The sequence below is a fragment of the Pseudomonas sp. LBUM1648 genome (genome assembly GCF_059716145.1).
Map to the genome: position 1 here is coordinate 5,321,510 of NZ_CP166808.1, position 17,898 is coordinate 5,339,407.

The 17,898-nt window shown below is 58.9% G+C and carries 20 protein-coding genes; 1 reads left to right on the plus strand and 19 read right to left on the minus strand.

The annotated features are described in order from the left end of the window. Nucleotides 1-48: 48 nt before the first annotated feature. The 19 genes from der to trmJ form a co-directional block, all read right to left on the minus strand. A complete protein-coding gene (gene der, locus ACA043_RS24000) occupies nucleotides 49-1,518 on the minus strand; it encodes a ribosome biogenesis GTPase Der (RefSeq protein WP_187680628.1) in 1,470 nt (489 codons plus the stop codon). A 139-nt stretch (nucleotides 1,519-1,657) separates the two neighbouring features. After that, nucleotides 1,658-2,809, minus strand: coding sequence for an outer membrane protein assembly factor BamB (gene bamB, locus ACA043_RS24005; protein WP_187680629.1), 1,152 nt, complete (start codon nucleotides 2,807-2,809; stop codon nucleotides 1,658-1,660). Next, nucleotides 2,802-3,443, minus strand: coding sequence for a YfgM family protein (locus tag ACA043_RS24010; RefSeq protein ID WP_489878773.1), 642 nt, complete (start codon nucleotides 3,441-3,443; stop codon nucleotides 2,802-2,804). The genes bamB and ACA043_RS24010 overlap by 8 nt, the downstream gene beginning before the upstream one ends. Nucleotides 3,444-3,484: 41 nt before the next feature. Further along, nucleotides 3,485-4,774, minus strand: a complete 1,290-nt coding sequence (hisS, locus tag ACA043_RS24015) for a histidine--tRNA ligase (RefSeq protein ID WP_201236920.1) — start codon at nucleotides 4,772-4,774, stop codon at nucleotides 3,485-3,487. 36 nt (nucleotides 4,775-4,810) lie between these two features. Further along, on the minus strand, nucleotides 4,811-5,920 hold the full coding sequence (gene ispG / locus ACA043_RS24020; RefSeq protein ID WP_095190527.1) for a flavodoxin-dependent (E)-4-hydroxy-3-methylbut-2-enyl-diphosphate synthase: 1,110 nt from the start codon (nucleotides 5,918-5,920) through the stop codon (nucleotides 4,811-4,813). Nucleotides 5,921-5,923: 3 nt separating this feature from the next. Continuing rightward, a complete protein-coding gene (locus ACA043_RS24025; RefSeq protein WP_497658054.1) occupies nucleotides 5,924-6,967 on the minus strand; it encodes a RodZ domain-containing protein in 1,044 nt (347 codons plus the stop codon). Beyond that, on the minus strand, nucleotides 6,967-7,725 hold the full coding sequence (pilW, locus tag ACA043_RS24030; RefSeq protein WP_489878771.1) for a type IV pilus biogenesis/stability protein PilW: 759 nt from the start codon (nucleotides 7,723-7,725) through the stop codon (nucleotides 6,967-6,969). Before pilW ends, ACA043_RS24025 begins: the two co-directional genes overlap by 1 nt. Nucleotides 7,726-7,737: 12 nt before the next feature. Then, nucleotides 7,738-8,886: a dual-specificity RNA methyltransferase RlmN gene (rlmN, locus tag ACA043_RS24035; protein ID WP_187680634.1), complete on the minus strand. Its 1,149-nt coding sequence runs from the start codon at nucleotides 8,884-8,886 to the stop codon at nucleotides 7,738-7,740. Between the two features lie 28 nt (nucleotides 8,887-8,914). Then, entirely contained in the window at nucleotides 8,915-9,340 is a 426-nt protein-coding gene (gene ndk / locus ACA043_RS24040) for a nucleoside-diphosphate kinase (RefSeq protein WP_042560926.1), read from the minus strand. 89 nt (nucleotides 9,341-9,429) lie between these two features. Further along, nucleotides 9,430-9,630, minus strand: a complete 201-nt coding sequence (iscX, locus tag ACA043_RS24045; protein WP_194691274.1) for a Fe-S cluster assembly protein IscX — start codon at nucleotides 9,628-9,630, stop codon at nucleotides 9,430-9,432. A gap of 15 nt (nucleotides 9,631-9,645) precedes the next feature. Beyond that, a complete protein-coding gene (fdx, locus tag ACA043_RS24050; RefSeq protein ID WP_010452763.1) occupies nucleotides 9,646-9,987 on the minus strand; it encodes an ISC system 2Fe-2S type ferredoxin in 342 nt (113 codons plus the stop codon). Next, on the minus strand, nucleotides 9,987-11,852 hold the full coding sequence (gene hscA / locus ACA043_RS24055; protein WP_489878770.1) for a Fe-S protein assembly chaperone HscA: 1,866 nt from the start codon (nucleotides 11,850-11,852) through the stop codon (nucleotides 9,987-9,989). Before hscA ends, fdx begins: the two co-directional genes overlap by 1 nt. A gap of 51 nt (nucleotides 11,853-11,903) precedes the next feature. Beyond that, nucleotides 11,904-12,425 carry a co-chaperone HscB gene (gene hscB / locus ACA043_RS24060; protein ID WP_187680637.1) on the minus strand — a complete coding sequence of 174 codons (522 nt, stop codon included), beginning with the start codon at nucleotides 12,423-12,425 and terminating at the stop codon, nucleotides 11,904-11,906. A gap of 8 nt (nucleotides 12,426-12,433) precedes the next feature. After that, nucleotides 12,434-12,757, minus strand: coding sequence for an iron-sulfur cluster assembly protein IscA (gene iscA, locus ACA043_RS24065; protein WP_157710466.1), 324 nt, complete (start codon nucleotides 12,755-12,757; stop codon nucleotides 12,434-12,436). Nucleotides 12,758-12,791: 34 nt separating this feature from the next. Beyond that, nucleotides 12,792-13,178, minus strand: a complete 387-nt coding sequence (gene iscU / locus ACA043_RS24070; RefSeq protein ID WP_003227907.1) for a Fe-S cluster assembly scaffold IscU — start codon at nucleotides 13,176-13,178, stop codon at nucleotides 12,792-12,794. An 83-nt stretch (nucleotides 13,179-13,261) separates the two neighbouring features. Further along, nucleotides 13,262-14,476 carry an IscS subfamily cysteine desulfurase gene (locus ACA043_RS24075; protein ID WP_187680638.1) on the minus strand — a complete coding sequence of 405 codons (1,215 nt, stop codon included), beginning with the start codon at nucleotides 14,474-14,476 and terminating at the stop codon, nucleotides 13,262-13,264. A 50-nt stretch (nucleotides 14,477-14,526) separates the two neighbouring features. Beyond that, on the minus strand, nucleotides 14,527-15,018 hold the full coding sequence (gene iscR, locus ACA043_RS24080) for a Fe-S cluster assembly transcriptional regulator IscR (protein WP_007956690.1): 492 nt from the start codon (nucleotides 15,016-15,018) through the stop codon (nucleotides 14,527-14,529). 182 nt (nucleotides 15,019-15,200) lie between these two features. After that, nucleotides 15,201-15,977 (minus strand): serine O-acetyltransferase, encoded by a 777-nt coding sequence (gene cysE / locus ACA043_RS24085; protein ID WP_187680639.1) that lies wholly within the window; start codon nucleotides 15,975-15,977, stop codon nucleotides 15,201-15,203. Between the two features lie 3 nt (nucleotides 15,978-15,980). Then, nucleotides 15,981-16,751 carry a tRNA (cytosine(32)/uridine(32)-2'-O)-methyltransferase TrmJ gene (trmJ, locus tag ACA043_RS24090; protein WP_008084663.1) on the minus strand — a complete coding sequence of 257 codons (771 nt, stop codon included), beginning with the start codon at nucleotides 16,749-16,751 and terminating at the stop codon, nucleotides 15,981-15,983. Between the two features lie 145 nt (nucleotides 16,752-16,896). On the opposite strand from trmJ, the gene suhB reads away from it, so the two are divergent. After that, nucleotides 16,897-17,715: a type III secretion system regulator SuhB gene (gene suhB, locus ACA043_RS24095; protein WP_016984379.1), complete on the plus strand. Its 819-nt coding sequence runs from the start codon at nucleotides 16,897-16,899 to the stop codon at nucleotides 17,713-17,715. Nucleotides 17,716-17,898: the final 183 nt, after the last annotated feature.

Sequence of the window (17,898 nt, forward strand, 5' to 3'; positions counted from 1 at the left end):
AATCCCCTCACCACAAAAGCCCCACACAAAATTGTGCAGGGCCTCGGATCACTTCTTGTCGCGGCGCTTCTTGTCGGCTTTCTTGGTGTGCGACATCATCCGACGCTTCCTGTTGACCTGGCGGTCGGTCAGCGTGTTTTTGTTGCCTTCGTACGGGTTCTCGCCGCCCTTGAACTCGATGCGGATCGGCGTACCGACCAGCTTCAGCACACGACGGTAAGTGTTCTCCAGATAGCGCACATACGACTTCGGTACTTTCTCGATCTGGTTACCGTGGATCACGATGATCGGCGGGTTTGCACCACCCAAGTGGGCGTAACGCAGCTTGATCCGGCGGTTGTTGACCATCGGTGGCGCGTGCTCCCCAACAGCGTCTTCCAGAATCTGGGTCAGACGGTTGGTCGGCCAGCGGGTGACCGCCGACTTGAACGAGTTCTGTACGGAAGCGTAGAGGTTGCCCACGCCAGTACCGTGCAGCGCCGAGATGAAGTGGATGTCGGCGTAGTCAACGAAGAACAGACGACGCTGCAGCTCGACCTTCACGAAGTCGCGTTCGCTCGGCGTCATACCGTCCCACTTGTTGATCGCGATCACCAGCGCACGACCCGACTCGATGGCAAAGCCCAGCAGGTTGAGGTCGTGATCGACCACACCTTCGCGGGCGTCCATCACGAAGATCACCACGTTGGCGTCTTTGATCGCCTGCAGGGTTTTGACCACGGAGAATTTTTCGACTTCTTCGTGGATCTTGCCGCGCTTGCGCACACCGGCTGTGTCGATCAGCGTGTACTTCTCTTCATTCCGTTCGAACGGGATGTAGATACTGTCACGGGTGGTGCCGGGCTGGTCATAGACAATTACCCGGTCTTCACCGAGCATGCGGTTGACCAGGGTCGACTTACCAACGTTCGGACGACCGATGATGGCGATCTTGATCCCGTCTTTTTCGCTCGGGCCAGGAATGCGCTTGGCTTCCTCGCCTTCGGCAACGAGTTCTTCTTCGCCGTCTTCCGGCTCTTCTTCGTCTCTCGGGAAATCACCCAGGGCGATTTCCAGCATCTGAGTGATGCCACGGCCGTGAGCACCGGCGATCGGAATCGCGTGCCCCATGCCCAACGGAGCAAATTCAGCGCGGGCCATTTCCGGATCGATGTTGTCGACCTTGTTGGCAACCACGTAGGAGCGCTTGTTACGTTTGCGCAAGTGTTCGGCGATCATTTGGTCGGCGGCGGTAAAACCGGCCTTGGCATCTACCAGGAACAGCACAACATCTGCTTCTTCAATGGCCAGCAGCGACTGCTCGGCCATTTTTTCGTCCATACCGTGCTCGTCACCGGAGATACCACCGGTGTCGACCAGAATGTAGGAACGCCCTTGCCACTTGGCCTCACCGTACTGGCGATCACGGGTCAGACCGGACAAGTCGCCGACGATGGCGTCGCGAGTCCTGGTCAGGCGGTTGAACAAGGTGGATTTGCCGACGTTCGGTCGGCCCACCAGGGCGATTACGGGAACCATGCGGCTCTCCACTTCGTTATTTCAGAAAATACAAAAGCCGCTGCTAGGCAGCGGCTGGTGCTCGGGGCAACACTGTGAGGGCGAACAGGTTCACTCCCACAAGTGAAGCTGCCTGGGGTGTTATCCCCAAGCATAGTTGTTACTTGATGGTCAGGGCTTCCAGTTTGCCGCTGTTGCCATACACATAAATCGTGTCACCCACCACCAGCGGACGGGCACGCAGGCCGTCGCTGTCGATGCGCTCACGGCCGACGAAACGACCGTCGACCTGACTTAGCAGATGCAGATAACCTTCCAGGTCACCCACAGCCACGTAGCTGGAGAACACTTCCGGAGCCGACAGTTGACGGCGAGCCAGCGAGTCGTTGCTCCACAGCGCGGTGGTGGAACGCTCGTCGACGCCTTCAACGGTGCCCGAAGACAGGCTCACGTAAACACTGCCGAAACCCTGAGCAATACCGGCGTAGCTCGACGCATCGCGCTGCCAGAGTTGACGACCGCTTTCCAGATCCAGTGCCGCAACGCGACCCTGATAGCTGGCAACGTACAGTGTGCCGCCGGAAAGCAGCAGACCGCCATCGATGTCGACAACGCGTTCCAGTTCCGAACGACCCTGTGGAATCGCGATGCGTTGTTCCCACACCGGTACGCCGTTGGAAATGTCCAGAGCGACCACTTTACCGGTCGACAGACCCGCCACCGCGAGGCGGTTGGTCACCAGCGGTGCACTGGTGCCACGCAGGGTCAGAACGGCCGGAGTGCTGTCATACACCCAGCGTTGAGTACCGGTGGAGGCATCCAGACCGATCAGACGATCGTCCTGAGTCTGCACCACCACCACGTCGCCGTTGTTGGCCGGCGGCGCGAGGACTTCGCTGTTCACGCGAGCACGCCACTTCTCTTCACCGTTGATGGTGTCCAGAGCGACGACTTCGCCACGCAGCGTACCGATCAGAACCAGACCGTAACCCACGCCAACGGCGCCGGAGACAGGCAGTTCGAGATCCTGTTTCCATTTCACGTCGCCGTTGCTGCGATCCATGGCCATCACCACGCCGGTCACATCGGCCGCGTAGATGGTGTCACCGTCGATCGCCGGCACCAGCATGTTGTAGGTTTCGCCCTGACCGTCACCGATCGAACGACTCCACTGCTTTTGCAGAACCACTTCTTCTTTGAAGTCGGTCAGCTCGGCCGGTGGCAATTCTTTTTTACTGTTGCTGCTGCAACCCGCGGCCAGAAGGGCCAGAGCCAGCAATGCTGCATGCTTCCAACGGATCACGTCACGCATCCCCTTTGGCCAGGTCGTCGAGCTTGATTTGAAGGCCACCGACCGCCGCTTCATCCGACAGTGCCGCCTTGGCTTTTTGATACGCCTTGTTCGCGTCATCGGTACGGCCCAGCTGCACCAGCAGGTCGCCCTTGAGTTCTTCGCGAGTGGCCAGGAATGCTTTGTCGGCATCGCCATCGAGCAGCTTCAGGGCGTCTTCGGCCTTGTTCTGCGCGCCCAGCACCTGTGCCAGACGCTGACGGGCGATTTCGCCCAGCGCCGGGTTGGCCGGTTTGTCGACGATGGCCTTCAGCTCGGTCGCCGCGTCATCCAGCTTGCCGCTGTCGACAGCAACCTTGGCCACGAACAGGCTGCCGTACTGCGCGTAGGCAGTGCCGCCGAACTCGCTGTTGAGCTTGCCGGCCAGATCCGCAACGCGGGCTGCGTCAGGCTTGCCGTCCGGGGTCAGCGTGGTTTCCAGCAGTTGCTGATAGAGCACCGAGGCGCCTTGCGACTGGTTGCCCTGATACTTGTGATAAGCCTGCCAGCCGAACACGATGACCAGCGCCAACAGGCCGCCGGTGACCAGAGGTTTGCCGTTGCGTGTCCACCAGTCTTTCAAATCCGCCAACTGTTCGTCTTCGGTACTCGACACCCCAATACTCCTTAATCGCTAAATCGGCTGTTAAGACAGCTTCAACCCTGCACGACGCAGGTGGCCAGGTGAGCGGCAAGCGCATCCCAGGCAATGCTTTGTTGTTCGCCCTGGCCACGCAGGGGTTTGAAACCTACCACTTGCTGGGCCATTTCGTCGTCACCCAGGATCAGTGCGTACAGCGCACCGCTCTTGTCGGCTTTCTTGAACTGGCTTTTGAAGCTGCCGGCGCCGGCATTGACTTGCAGACGCAGGTTTGGAAGCTGATCACGTACACGTTCGGCCAAGGCCAGACCCGCCAGCTCGGCTTCTTCACCGAAGGCGCAGAGATAGACATCGACCTGACGCGAGATTTCTTCCGGGATCTGCTCCAGGGTTTCGAGCATCAGCACCAGACGTTCGATGCCCATGGCGAAACCAACGCCGGTGGTCGGCTTGCCGCCCATCTGCTCGACCAGACCGTCGTAACGGCCGCCCGCGCAAACAGTGCCCTGGGCGCCGAGCTTATCGGTGACCCATTCGAAAACGGTTTTGCTGTAGTAATCGAGGCCACGAACCAGCTTCGGGTTGAGCACGTAAGGAATGCCAACGGCATCCAGACGGGCCTTCAGGCCTTCAAAGTGGGCACGGGATTCGTCGTCGAGGTAATCCGCCATCTTCGGCGCATCGACCAGCACGGCCTGGGTGTCGGCATTTTTGGTGTCGAGCACGCGCAGCGGGTTGGTTTTCAGGCGACGCTGGCTGTCTTCGTCGAGCTTGTCGTGGTGCGCAGAGAGGTACTCGACCAGCGCTTCACGATAACGACCACGGGACTCGCTGGTGCCGAGGCTGTTGAGTTCGAGTTTGACCGCATCACGAATGCCCAGCTCGCCCCACAGGCGCCAGGTCATGATGATCAGCTCGGCATCGATGTCCGGACCGTCGAGGTTGAACACCTCCAGACCGATCTGGTGGAACTGACGATAACGGCCTTTCTGCGGACGCTCGTGGCGGAACATCGGGCCGATGTACCAGAGCTTCTGCACTTGGCCGCCGCCGGTGATGCCATGCTCGAGCACGGCACGCACGCACGCCGCGGTGCCTTCAGGACGCAGGGTCAGGGAGTCACCGTTGCGGTCTTCGAAGGTGTACATCTCTTTTTCAACAATGTCGGTCACTTCACCTATGGAGCGCTTGAACAGCTCGGTGAACTCGACGATCGGCATGCGGATCTGCTTGTAACCGTAGTTATCCAGCAGACGCGCGACCGTGCTCTCGAAATAACGCCACAGCGGGGTCTGTTCGGGCAGGATGTCGTTCATGCCACGGATGGCTTGCAATGACTTGCTCACTATAAATCCTTAAATTCGTTCGGCTTTCGGTCAGGCTCAGCCGCGCGCGATAACCGCTGCGTCAGCTTCGACCTTCTCGGCCGCTTTCTGGCGGATCAGCCTTTCCAGCTCGTCCACCAGATTGTCATTCGTCAGTTTCTGCGACGGCTTGCCATCGATGTAAATCAGGTTTGGCGTGCCGCCGGTCAAGCCGATATGGGCTTCCTTGGCTTCGCCGGGGCCGTTGACCACACAACCGATCACCGCGACATCCAGCGGCACCAGCAGGTCTTCAAGGCGCCCTTCCAGCTCGTTCATGGTCTTGACCACATCGAAGTTCTGCCGCGAGCAGCTCGGGCAGGCGATGAAGTTGATGCCACGGGAACGCAAATGCAAAGACTTGAGGATGTCGTAACCGACTTTCACTTCTTCGACCGGGTCGGCCGCCAGCGAGATGCGGATAGTATCGCCAATCCCCTCGGCGAGCAGCATACCTAGGCCCACGGCGGATTTCACTGTGCCCGAACGCAATCCACCGGCTTCGGTGATGCCCAGGTGCAGTGGCTGCACGATTTCTTTCGCCAGCAGACGGTAGGCTTCGACGGCCATGAACACGTCGGATGCCTTCACGCTGACCTTGAAGTCCTGGAAATTCAGGCGTTCGAGGTGCTCGACATGACGCAGGGCCGATTCAACCAGCGCAGCCGGGGTCGGCTCGCCGTATTTCTTTTGCAGGTCTTTTTCCAGGGAACCGGCGTTGACGCCGATGCGGATCGGGATCCCGCGATCACGGGCAGCATCAACCACGGCACGCACGCGGTCTTCACGGCCGATGTTGCCCGGATTGATGCGCAGGCAGTCCACACCCAGTTCGGCTACGCGCAAGGCGATCTTGTAGTCGAAGTGGATGTCGGCAACCAACGGCACCTTGACCAGTTGCTTGATTCTGCCGAACGCCTCGGCGGCGTCCATGTCCGGCACCGAAACGCGGACGATGTCGACGCCGGCGGCTTCCAGACGGTTGATCTGCGCCACGGTGGCGGCAACATCATTGGTGTCGCTGTTGGTCATGCTCTGCACAGCGATAGGCGCATCGCCGCCCACCGGTACGTTGCCGACCCAGATCTTGCGCGATTCGCGACGTTTGATTGGAGATTCGCCGTGCATGACTTATTGACCCAACTTCAGGCGAGCAGTCTCGCCACTGGTGAACGGAGCGATATCGACCGGCTGGCCGTTGTAGCTGACCTGTGCCGCGCGGGCCACGCCCAGACGCACGGCAAGCGGTGGTTTACCGCTAACGGATACGTTATCGCCTTTGTGCTTCAGACCACTGAACAGTACTTTGCCGCGGCCATCGGTAACCTGTGCCCAGCAATCGGCGGTGAACTGCAGTTGCACCTGACCTTCCCCGGCGAGCGGTGCGGTCGCTTCTGCGATTGGTGCAGGCGTCGCAGGAACAACCGGTGCGGTGACGGTCGGCGCTGGAGTGGCCGGTACGTTCGTAGCCGGGGTGGCCGGAGTGGCGACCACTGGCGCGGGCGTATGAACCGGTGCAGTTGGCGTTGCAACGGGAGCAGCTGGTGCAGTTGGAGCGGTTGCCGGAGCGGCAGGCTCGGCGCCGGTCGATTCAGCGGTAGTTTCCGATTGCGGCAGCGCCAGAGCGGTTGCGCCCTCGGCCTGATTTTCGGCGACGGCCTGATCTTCCGGCTCATCGATCGGGTGAATCTGCGTGGTGCCATCGGCGCCTTCGACTTCGACGTGCTCCGGAGCCAGGCTGGTCAAGTCTTTGCTACGCTGCGAAGTCTGATCCTGCCACCAGACGAAACCACCGCCGATGACCGCGATCAGCAACAGCAGGCTGACGATACGCAAAATGGTGTGAGAAACACGCACCGGCTCTTCGATACGACCGAGCGCATGGACATTGCTGCCCTGGGAGTCGGTGCCGGTGGACTGGTCGAACTGTTGAACCAGAACGGTCTGGTCCATGCCGAGCAACTTGGCATAGGCGCGAATGTAACCGCGAGCGAAGGTATGCCCCGGCAGCTTGTCGAAAGCGCCGGCTTCAAGATTACTCAGGGAAGTCACGGTGAGGTTGAGCTTGAGGGCCACTTCGGCCAGCGACCAGCCATTGCTTTCGCGTGCCTGGCGCAGGGTCTCACCGGGGTTAACGCGATTCGCTGCTACAACTTCGGGATGCGCCGCTTTCATCATTGCTCCGACAGGTATTGCTGATATTCCGGCGTACCGGGATAGAGTCGTTTTAATTGCAGGCCATAACTGGCGGCCTTGTCGCGATTTTCAAACACTTTTGCCAGCCGAACACCGAGCAATAGACTACGTGCATTTTGTTCGGTAAGCAGGCTGAAACGCTCGTAATAGTCACGTGCGGGCACATAATGCCTGTCTTCGAATGACAACTCAGCCATTTCGAGCAGCGCGCGCGGTTGTTGACGGTTCAGTCGCAGGGCTTTTTCCAGTTGCTGCTGCGCCAGATCGCGCTGCCCCAGCTTCGATGCGGTCATGCCGAGGTTTTCGAACACACGCGAACGCTCAGGATACAGGGTATCGGCGGCGGCCTGTTCAAAACGCTCGTAGGCTTCCTTGTAACGCTGTTCTTCGTAGAGAAAACTGCCGTAGTTGTTGAGGATGCGCGCATCGGAGGGGCGACCGGACAAGGCCTTGCGAAAGTGCTCGTCAGCCAGTTTCGGCTCCATTTCGGCCTGAAACACCAGCCCGAGGGCAGCATTGGCGTCAGGATCCGAGTCGTCCAGATCCAGCGCCTTCTTCAGCGGCACCTTGGCCCGCTCGGTCATGCCTTGCTGCAAGTATCCCAGTCCCAACTGCACATAGGCAGCGCGCGCCTCGTCGCGGCCCTTGCTGGTCTTCATCGGGTTGTAGTCACCCGACAGGACACAACCAGCACACAGGCTGGCCAACAGCAACAGCAGCGCAAAGCGCAGGGACATAGAGATCCTCTCTTAGTTAGTGTTCGCAGCGTTCTGTGCCAGATCGCCGTCGGCGTTCAACTCACGCACGGCGATGTAACGTTCGCTGCGGCGGGTGCGATCCAGCACCTGCCCTACCAATTGACCACAAGCGGCGTCGATGTCTTCACCACGGGTGGTGCGCACGGTGACGTTGAAACCGGCCTGATGCAGCTGATCCTGGAACCGGCGGATAGCGTTGTTGCTAGGCCGCTCGTACCCGGAATGCGGGAACGGGTTGAACGGGATCAGGTTGATCTTGCACGGAATGTTCTTCAGCAACTCGATCATTTCCACCGCATGCTCAACTTTATCGTTGATGTCCTTGAGCAAGGTGTACTCGATGGTCAGCACACGCTTCTCGCCAAGGGCGGACATGTAGCGCTGGCACGATTCGAGCAGCATCTTAAGCGGATATTTCTTGTTGATCGGCACCAATTGGTTACGCAATGCGTCATTCGGTGCGTGCAGGGACAACGCCAGGGAGACGTCGATGTGCTTGGCCAGCTCATCGATCATCGGCACCACACCCGACGTGGACAGGGTCACGCGGCGCTTGGAGATCCCGTAGCCGAGGTCATCCATCATCAGATGCATGGCGGCCACGACGTTGTCGAAGTTCAGCAGCGGCTCACCCATGCCCATCATCACCACGTTGGTGATGGCACGGTCGACGGTTGCCGGGACGCTGCCGAAAGATTTGTTGGCAATCCACACCTGGCCGATGACTTCGGCGGCGGTGAGGTTGCTATTGAAGCCTTGCTTGCCGGTGGAGCAGAAACTGCAGTCCAGGGCACAGCCTGCCTGGGACGAAACGCATAGAGTGCCGCGTTTGCCTTGGGGAATGTACACGGTCTCGACACAGCTGCCGGACGCCACGCGCACCACCCACTTACGGGTGCCGTCGCTGGAAATGTCCTCGCTGACCACTTCAGGACCACGGACCTCAGCAATAGCCTTGAGCTTGTCGCGCAAGGCCTTGCTGACGTTCGTCATGGCGTCGAAATCATCGACACCAAAGTGGTGAATCCATTTCATTACCTGACCGGCACGGAAACGCTTCTCCCCGATTGAGTCGAAGAATTTTTCCATTTCCTGTTGAGTCAGACCCAGCAGGTTGGTTTTTACAGTCGATGTAGTCATGGATTCACCTTCACTCTTAAGCCAATGCTTAGCGAGTGGTTACTTCAGTAGCTGCGAAGAAGTACGAGATTTCACGAGCAGCTGCGGCTTCGGAGTCCGAACCGTGAACAGCGTTGGCGTCGATGGAATCAGCGAAATCAGCGCGGATGGTGCCGGCAGCAGCTTCTTTAGGGTTGGTAGCGCCCATCAGCTCACGGTTCAGAGCGATAGCGTTTTCGCCTTCCAGAACCTGAACAACAACTGGACCGGAGATCATGAAGGAAACCAGATCGCCGAAGAAACCACGAGCGCTGTGCTCAGCGTAGAAGCCTTCAGCTTCAGCTTTGGACAGTTGCTTCAGTTTCGAAGCTACAACGCGCAGGCCTGCTTTTTCGAAACGAGTGGTGATCTCGCCGATGACGTTTTTTGCAACTGCGTCAGGCTTGATGATGGAGAAAGTACGTTGAACAGCCATGGTGTAACTCCAGAAACGGTAATTTGCGAAAAATTAAACCCGCGAATTATACGCGGGTTCTTGGGTATTGCCTAACCTGTAGCGTGGGCTCAGTCGAGCTCTTCGATCCAGTAGGCCTGAATGGCCTCCAAAACTTTCTCGCCACTGCGATCCGGCGCATCATCGAACTCGGGCAATTCCATCACCCATTTGCGCAGATCGACGAAGTTAAGCGATCTTGGATCAACATCCGGCTTGCTTTCTGCCAGCTGGATAGCGATTTCCTGCACATCAACCCATTTCAGACTCATGTCAGCTTCCTTGAATCAGTGCGGCGCTTCGGCAGCATGGTTGAGCGAGTATTTCGGAATTTCAACGGTCAGGTCTTCAGTCCCGACAATCGCCTGACAGCCTAGACGCGATTGCGCTTCCAGACCCCAGGCCCGATCAAGAAAATCTTCTTCCAGCTCGTCCGCTTCTTCCAGCGAGTCAAAGCCTTCACGAATGATGCAGTGACAAGTAGTGCAAGCGCAGACGCCACCACAGGCGCTTTCCATCTCGATATGGTGTTCGTGGGCCAGCTCGAGAATGGAAGTCCCCGGCTCAGCCTCCACAACCATGCCATCCGGGCAAAACTTCTCGTGGGGCAGAAAAATGACCTGCGGCATCAGATATCCTCGATTTCATTCAGATTGCGCCCCGACAGAGCGGCTTTCACCGTCAGATCCATGCGGCGGGCAGCAAAAGCATCGGTCACTTGCGACAGACGCTTGGTCTGCTGCTCGATGGCGTAACCATCAGTACCTTTCATCAGTTCGGTCAGTTCCTGCACTTGCATGTCGATGACCATGCGCTCTTCGGCGTCGAGCAAACGCTCGCCATCAGCCTCCAGAGCGCCCTGCACCGCTTCAATCAGGCGCTGGGCATCAACTTGCTGCTCGCGCAGGACGCGGGCGACCTTGTCGTCATTGGCATGCTGGAACGAATCTTTCAGCATTTTGGCGATTTCGCCGTCAGTCAGGCCGTAGGACGGCTTGACCTGAATGCTCGCCTCAACGCCCGAACCCAGTTCACGGGCGGAAACACTGAGCAGACCGTCGGCATCGACCTGGAAGGTCACGCGAATCTTCGCCGCACCGGCCACCATTGCTGGAATGCCACGCAATTCAAAGCGCGCCAGCGAGCGGCAATCGCTGATCAGCTCGCGCTCGCCCTGCAATACGTGGATCGCCATGGCCGACTGGCCGTCTTTATAAGTGGTGAAATCTTGTGCGCGAGCGACAGGAATGGTGGTGTTGCGCGGAATCACCTTCTCCATCAGGCCGCCCATGGTTTCCAGCCCCAGGGACAACGGAATCACGTCGAGCAGCAGCAGTTCGCCGCCATCGCGCTTGTTGCCAGCCAGGGTATCGGCCTGGATCGCGGCCCCGATGGCCACCACTTGATCCGGATCGATTTCAGTCAACGGCTGACGACCGAACGCTTCGGCGACGGCTTCACGAACACGAGGAACGCGAGTCGAACCGCCGACCATGACCACGGCGTGTACATCATCCAGCTCGACGCCGGAATCGCGAACGGCGCGGCGGCAGGCTTTCAGGCTACGCGCGACCATCGGCTCGATCAGCGCATCGAAGGCTTCGCGGGTCAGCTGTGCTTTCCAGTCGCCATAGGCAACTTCAACACTGGCCGCATCGGTCAGGGCTTCTTTGGCCGCGCAGGCGGTTTGCAGCAGATTACGTTGTGCGCCCGGATCGAGATCGGCGGACAGACCCGCACTATCGATGATCCAGCCGGCAATCGCGTGATCGAAGTCATCGCCGCCCAGCGCGCTATCGCCGCCGGTGGCCAGGACTTCGAAAACACCGCCAGTCAGACGCAAAATCGAAATATCGAAGGTGCCGCCGCCCAAGTCATAAATCGCTACGAGGCCTTCAGCGTGCTGATCCAGACCGTAAGCCACAGCGGCGGCGGTCGGCTCATTGAGCAGGCGCAGCACATTCAGACCGGCGAGTTTCGCCGCATCCTTGGTGGCCTGGCGCTGGGCATCGTCGAAATACGCCGGAACGGTGATTACCGCACCGACCAGTTCGCCACCCAACGTCGCTTCAGCACGCTGACGCAACACCTTGAGGATATCGGCGGAAACTTCGACCGGGCTTTTCGGGCCTTGCACGGTGTCGATGAACGGCATGTGCGACTCGCCACCGACAAAGCGGTATGGCAGTTGCTCGCCCAACTGCTTGACGTCGGACAGACCACGACCCATCAAGCGCTTGACCGACAGCACGGTGTTCAAAGGATCGGAAGCGGCGGCCAGCTTGGCCGACTCGCCGACTTCGACGCGATCGGCGTGGTAACGCACGGCAGACGGCAGGATGACCTGCCCGTCAGCGTCGGCCAATGGCTCGGAAAGACCACTGCGCAACGCAGCGACCAGCGAATTGGTAGTGCCCAAGTCGATCCCCACAGCCAGACGACGCTGGTGCGGTTGAGGACTTTGGCCGGGTTCGGCGATCTGCAGTAGGGCCATCGTGATCAGGACTTATCTGTATATCAGGCGTGCGACCGGAGCGGCACTGGGTTAATCGTCGAGGCGCTCTTCTAACTGGCGCACTTCGTAGGTGAGCTTGTCGAGGAATTGCATGCGTCGCATCAGGCGTTCGGCCTGTTCGCGTTGCGCTGCATCATCCCAACAGGCTGCGAAGCTTTCGTTGAGTTCTTCCTGAGCCACTTTCAAGCGACGCTTGAACACCGCGACACCGTCCAGATCGGCGCTGTCCTGGAGGTCTTCGAGCTCTTCGCGCCACTGCATCTGCTGCAGAAGAAACTCGGGGTCGTGAACCGTGACTTCCATCGGCACTTCATGACCGCTGACTTTCAGCAGATAGCGCGCACGCTGCGGCGGGCTCTTGAGCGTCTGATAAGCATCATTGAGCCGCGCAGACTGCTCGAGCGCCGACCGCTGCTCGCGCTCGGAAGCGTCGGCAAAACGGTCAGGATGAACGCCGCGCGCCAACTCACGGTAGCGCGTGGCCAACTGCTCGAGATCCAGACGGAAGCTCGGTTGCAGCTCGAATAAAGCGAAATGACAAGGAATACCCACGACAAGCCTCAGATGTTGAAGCTTTCGCCGCAGCCACATTCACCGCGCACGTTGGGGTTGTTGAACTTGAAGCCTTCGTTCAACCCTTCCTTGACGAAATCGAGTTCGGTGCCGTCCAGGTAGGCCAGGCTTTTCGGGTCGATGATCACTTTCTCGCCGTGACTTTCGAACACCTGATCCTCTTCAACCACCTCGTCGACAAACTCCAGCACGTAGGCAAGGCCGGAACAACCTGTGGTGCGAACACCCAGACGAATCCCTTCACCTTTGCCGCGCCCGTTGAGGGAGCGTCGCACGTGCTGAGCAGCCGCTTCTGTCATGCTGATAGCCATCGTTGACTCCTTACTCGTCGCCAAATCCAGAAAGTCAGATCAAGCCTTTCTTCTGCTTGTAATCGCGAACAGCCGCTTTGATAGCGTCTTCAGCCAGTACCGAGCAGTGAATTTTCACTGGCGGCAGGGCCAATTCTTCGGCCAGCTGGGTGTTCTTGATGGTTTCGGCTTCATCCAGGGTCTTGCCCTTCATCCACTCCGTGGCGAGGGAGCTGGAAGCGATTGCCGAACCGCAGCCGTAGGTCTTGAACTTGGCGTCTTCGATAACGCCCTGATCGTTGACCTTGATTTGCAGGCGCATGACATCGCCGCACGCCGGAGCGCCGACCATGCCAGTGCCGACATCCGGGTCTTCCGCGTTCATCTTGCCGACGTTGCGCGGGTTTTCGTAGTGGTCGATGACCTTTTCGCTGTAAGCCATGATGCTTAATCCTCACTCATCAGAGAGTCGCTCTTTAAGCCCTGCAACCGTGGGGCGCAGGGCCGGTTCGCGGCGACTTGAAATCAGTGTGCCGCCCACTCGATTTTCGAAATGTCGACACCGTCTTTGTACATGTCCCACAGCGGCGACAGAGCGCGCAGCTTGGTAACGGCCTCGCAGACTTTCTGCGCGGCGTAGTCGATTTCTTCTTCGGTGGTGAAACGGCCGAAGGTGAAGCGGATCGAGCTGTGCGCCAGTTCGTCGTTGCGGCCCAGGGCGCGCAGTACGTACGAAGGCTCAAGCGATGCCGAGGTGCAGGCGGAACCGGACGAAACCGCCAGATCCTTGAGTGCCATGATCAGCGACTCGCCTTCAACGTAGTTGAAGCTCAGGTTCAGGTTGTGCGGAACGCGGGCGATCAGGCTGCCGTTGACGTACAGCTCTTCCAGATGCTCGACCTGCTTGTAGAAACGGTCGCTCAAGGCTTGGATACGAACGTTTTCAGCAGCCATATCTTCTTTAGCTACACGGAACGCCTCGCCCATACCAACGATCTGGTGAGTCGCCAGGGTACCGGAACGCATGCCACGCTCGTGACCGCCGCCGTGCATGGTCGCTTCGATACGCACACGCGGCTTACGGCTGACGTACAACGCGCCGATGCCTTTAGGGCCGTAGGTTTTGTGGGCAGAGAACGACATCATGTCGACTTTCAGCTTCTGCAGGTCGATCTCGACCTTGCCAGTGGACTGAGCAGCGTCAACGTGGAAAAGGATGCCCTTCGAACGAAGCAGCTCGCCGATGGCGGCGATATCGTTGACGGTACCGATTTCGTTGTTCACGTGCATGGCCGACACGAGGATGGTGTCTTCGCGCAAAGCGGCTTCGATCATGGCCGGAGTGATCAGACCGTCTTCAGTCGGATCAAGGTAGGTGACTTCAAAACCTTCACGCTCGAGTTGGCGCATGGTGTCGAGGACAGCCTTGTGCTCGATCTTGGAGGTGATCAGGTGCTTGCCCTTGGAGGCGTAGAAATGTGCCGCACCCTTGATTGCCAGGTTGTTGGACTCGGTGGCGCCGGACGTCCAGACGATTTCACGCGGATCAGCGTTGACCAGATCGGCCACCTGACGACGAGCGTTTTCGACGGACTCTTCAGCTTTCCAGCCGAACACGTGGGAACGGGAAGCCGGGTTACCGAAGTTTCCGTCGACCAGCAGGCATTCACTCATTTTTTGCGCAACGCGCGGATCGACCGGGGTGGTCGCAGAGTAATCAAGGTAAATCGGCAATTTCATGGACTATCTCCTAAATCAGGCTGGCTGGCGTGCCGCTAGCTCTTTGGCTGTCATTCGACGGCGGACGCTTCAATCTTGTCCAGGCGCGGCGCCTTGCCATTGCAACGACGCTGATCCTGACGCTGGGCTACTTCTTGCACCTCACGGCGAGTCACAAGATCAGCCAAGCTGATACCGCTGAGAAATTCGTGAATCTGCAGGCTAAGGTCGCACCACAGGTGATGGGTCAGGCAAGTGTCGCCGGAATGGCAATCGCCTTGGCCCTGGCATTTGGTGGCATCAACCGATTCGTTAACCGCATCGATCACCTGTGCAACCTGGATGCCCTGCATGTCGCGGGACAACTGGTAGCCACCGCCCGGACCGCGAACACTGGATACCAGGTTGCTGCGGCGCAGCTTGGCGAAAAGCTGTTCGAGATAGGACAGGGAGATGCCTTGGCGCTCGGAGATATCGGCCAGGGACACCGGCCCGTGCTGCGCGTGCAACGCCAGGTCGAGCATGGCGGTCACGGCGTATCGGCCTTTTGTAGTCAGTCGCATGGACAGTTACCACGGAGTTCAGAATGGGCGGGAGTATGCAATTCCCGAGCATTTAAGTCAACTATAAGACCTAGTGCTTTAGTCGGGTTTACCCGCAAAAGAGCGCGCGAATGATATCAGGGTCTGCGGCTTAATGGCACACCGGTTGCCGGATGTGCCGTGCAGGAGCTGCCGCAGGGGTGTCAGCCAGTTTTGGATTCGTCTTTGCCTTTTACACAGGCGAAATCTTCTTCGCGCAGCTCAGGCAAATCTTTCGCACAGTAATTACTGCCCAGATCCTTCAGTGCGCCGCACATCCCCTCCAGTCGCCCATCCACCGCTTGCAGGTGATCAAGCAACTGACCGATGGCGCGCGCCACCGGGTCAGGCATGTCTTCGCTGACACCATAGGCATCGAAGCCGATTTTCTCGGCCATGGCCTTGCGCTTGGCGTCCTGCTCCTCATCGGATTTAACGATGATTCGCCCCGGAATACCCACGACCGTCGCGCCCGGCGGCACCTCCTTGGTCACCACAGCGTTGGAGCCGACCTTGGCCCCGGCGCCGACAGTGAATGGCCCAAGCACTTTCGCTCCGGCACCGACAACAACACCATCGCCCAAGGTCGGATGACGCTTGCCTTTGTTCCAGCTTGTGCCGCCGAGGGTCACGCCCTGATAGATAGTCACGTCATCGCCAATCTCGGCGGTTTCGCCAATGACGATGCCCATGCCGTGATCAATAAAGAAGCGTCGACCGACTTTCGCCCCCGGGTGAATCTCGATCCCGGTCAACCAGCGACCAAAGTTCGACACCAGACGCGCCAGCCACTTCAGGTCATTGCGCCAGAGCATCCCGGCCAGACGATGAATCCAGATCGCGTGCATACCGGGGTAGCAAGTCAGGACTTCAAAAGCGTTACGCGCCGCCGGATCTCGATGGAATACGCTTTGGATATCTTCACGCAAACGCTCAAACATCATTCAGTCCTTCCGTTTCAGAAGCTCACCACGGGCCGCTTTTTGGGTTTCCGTGAGGATGCCACGCAATATATTCATTTCCGCCCGGCTGACCGAGCTGCGTCCGTACAACCGGCGCAGGCGCGCCATCAGGTGCCGCGGCTTCTCAGGATCGAGGAATTCGATGGCGACCAGCGTCTGCTCCAGATGCTCATAGAATCGCTCCAGCTCATCCATGGTCGCCAGCTCGGCGCTTTTTACCGAAGCCACTTCTTCCTTCTCGATCTTGCTCGGCTGACCTTGTGCGGCCAGCCATGCCATGCGCACTTCATAGCTCAACACCTGCACCGCCGCCCCAAGGTTCAGCGAACTGAACTCAGGATCGGAGGGGATGTGCACGTGAAAGTGACATCGCTGCAGCTCGTCATTGGTCAGGCCGGAATCTTCACGGCCGAACACCAGCGCAATCTCTGCGCCCTGCCCGGCTTCCTCAACCACTTTGGTGCCGCATTCGCGCGGGTCCAGCAGCGGCCAGGGAATACGCCGGTCACGGGCGCTGGTGCCGAGCACCAGATTGCAGCCGACCAAGGCATCTTCCAGGGTGGCGACGACCTGGGCGTTTTCAAGGATGTCACCGGCACCGGAAGCGCGAGCATCGGCCTCATGGTGCGGAAACAGGCGCGGCTCGACCAGCACCAAGCGCGACAGACCCATGTTTTTCATGGCGCGCGCGGCCCCGCCGATGTTGCCGGGGTGGCTGGTATTGACCAGGACGACACGAATGTTCTGCAGCAAGGGAGGCGCTCTCGGACACAGGAAAGGGGTGCAAATCTTACAGAACAGCCTACCGTTAAGCTATGAAAGCGAACAGCAACCTTCACCTGAAGAAAAGTTCTGATAGAATGCGCGGCTTTCTTTAACAACCTTAGGTGACACATCCATGCAGCCCATGCTGAATATCGCGCTGCGCGCCGCCCGCAGCGCCAGTGAACTGATCTTCCGCTCCATCGAGCGCCTGGATACCATCAAGGTCGACGAAAAAGACGCCAAGGATTATGTATCCGAGGTGGATCGCGCCGCCGAACAGAAAATCATCGACGCGCTGCGCAAGGCTTACCCGAACCACTCGATCCGCGGTGAAGAGACTGGCCTGCACGCCGGTACCGGCATCGAAGGCGAAGAATACCTGTGGATCATCGATCCGCTGGACGGCACCACCAACTTCCTGCGCGGCATTCCACACTTTGCTGTCAGCATCGCCTGCAAATACCGTGGTCGCCTGGAACACGCTGTTGTTCTGGATCCGGTTCGCCAGGAAGAATTCACCGCCAGCCGTGGTCGCGGCGCGCAACTGAACGGTCGTCGCCTGCGCGTCAGCGGTCGCACCAGCCTCGACGGCGCCCTGCTGGGTACCGGCTTCCCGTTCCGTGACGATCAGATGGACAACCTCGACAACTACCTGGGCATGTTCCGCGCCCTGGTCGGCCAGACTGCCGGTATCCGCCGCGCCGGTTCCGCCAGCCTGGACCTGGCTTATGTAGCTGCCGGTCGTTTCGATGCATTCTGGGAGTCGGGCCTGTCCGAGTGGGACATGGCTGCAGGCGCCCTGCTGATTCAAGAAGCTGGCGGCCTGGTGAGCGACTTCACCGGCGGTCACGACTTCCTTGAAAAAGGCCATATCGTTGCCGGCAACACCAAATGCTTCAAGGCAGTGCTGACGGCGATCCAGCCGCACCTGCCAGCCTCGCTGAAGCGCTAAGCTTTACGCGAAACGAAAAAAAGCACCCTTCGGGGTGCTTTTTTTATGCCAAAGATTCAACACACTCCCTGTAGGAGCTGCCGAAGGCTGCGATCTTTTGACTTTGTTTTTTTAGAACAGGATCAAAAGATCGCAGCCTTCGGCAGCTCCTACATTGGGATTGGTTTAACTGCAGGGCACAAA

Coding starts and splice junctions, on each gene's coding strand:
- rlmN (WP_187680634.1), bottom strand. CDS start 8,886: ATGACTACATCGACTGTAAAAACCAACCTGCTGGGTCTGACTCAACAG.
- ACA043_RS24025 (WP_497658054.1), bottom strand. CDS start 6,967: ATGAAAGCGGCGCATCCCGAAGTTGTAGCAGCGAATCGCGTTAACCCC.
- iscU (WP_003227907.1), bottom strand. CDS start 13,178: ATGGCTTACAGCGAAAAGGTCATCGACCACTACGAAAACCCGCGCAAC.
- iscX (WP_194691274.1), bottom strand. CDS start 9,630: ATGAGTCTGAAATGGGTTGATGTGCAGGAAATCGCTATCCAGCTGGCA.
- ispG (WP_095190527.1), bottom strand. CDS start 5,920: ATGCACGGCGAATCTCCAATCAAACGTCGCGAATCGCGCAAGATCTGG.
- ACA043_RS24075 (WP_187680638.1), bottom strand. CDS start 14,476: ATGAAATTGCCGATTTACCTTGATTACTCTGCGACCACCCCGGTCGAT.
- iscR (WP_007956690.1), bottom strand. CDS start 15,018: ATGCGACTGACTACAAAAGGCCGATACGCCGTGACCGCCATGCTCGAC.
- iscA (WP_157710466.1), bottom strand. CDS start 12,757: ATGGCTATCAGCATGACAGAAGCGGCTGCTCAGCACGTGCGACGCTCC.
- hscA (WP_489878770.1), bottom strand. CDS start 11,852: ATGGCCCTACTGCAGATCGCCGAACCCGGCCAAAGTCCTCAACCGCAC.
- cysE (WP_187680639.1), bottom strand. CDS start 15,977: ATGTTTGAGCGTTTGCGTGAAGATATCCAAAGCGTATTCCATCGAGAT.
- bamB (WP_187680629.1), bottom strand. CDS start 2,809: ATGCGTGACGTGATCCGTTGGAAGCATGCAGCATTGCTGGCTCTGGCC.
- der (WP_187680628.1), bottom strand. CDS start 1,518: ATGGTTCCCGTAATCGCCCTGGTGGGCCGACCGAACGTCGGCAAATCC.
- ndk (WP_042560926.1), bottom strand. CDS start 9,340: ATGGCTGTTCAACGTACTTTCTCCATCATCAAGCCTGACGCAGTTGCA.
- fdx (WP_010452763.1), bottom strand. CDS start 9,987: ATGCCGCAGGTCATTTTTCTGCCCCACGAGAAGTTTTGCCCGGATGGC.
- suhB (WP_016984379.1), top strand. CDS start 16,897: ATGCAGCCCATGCTGAATATCGCGCTGCGCGCCGCCCGCAGCGCCAGT.
- pilW (WP_489878771.1), bottom strand. CDS start 7,725: ATGTCCCTGCGCTTTGCGCTGCTGTTGCTGTTGGCCAGCCTGTGTGCT.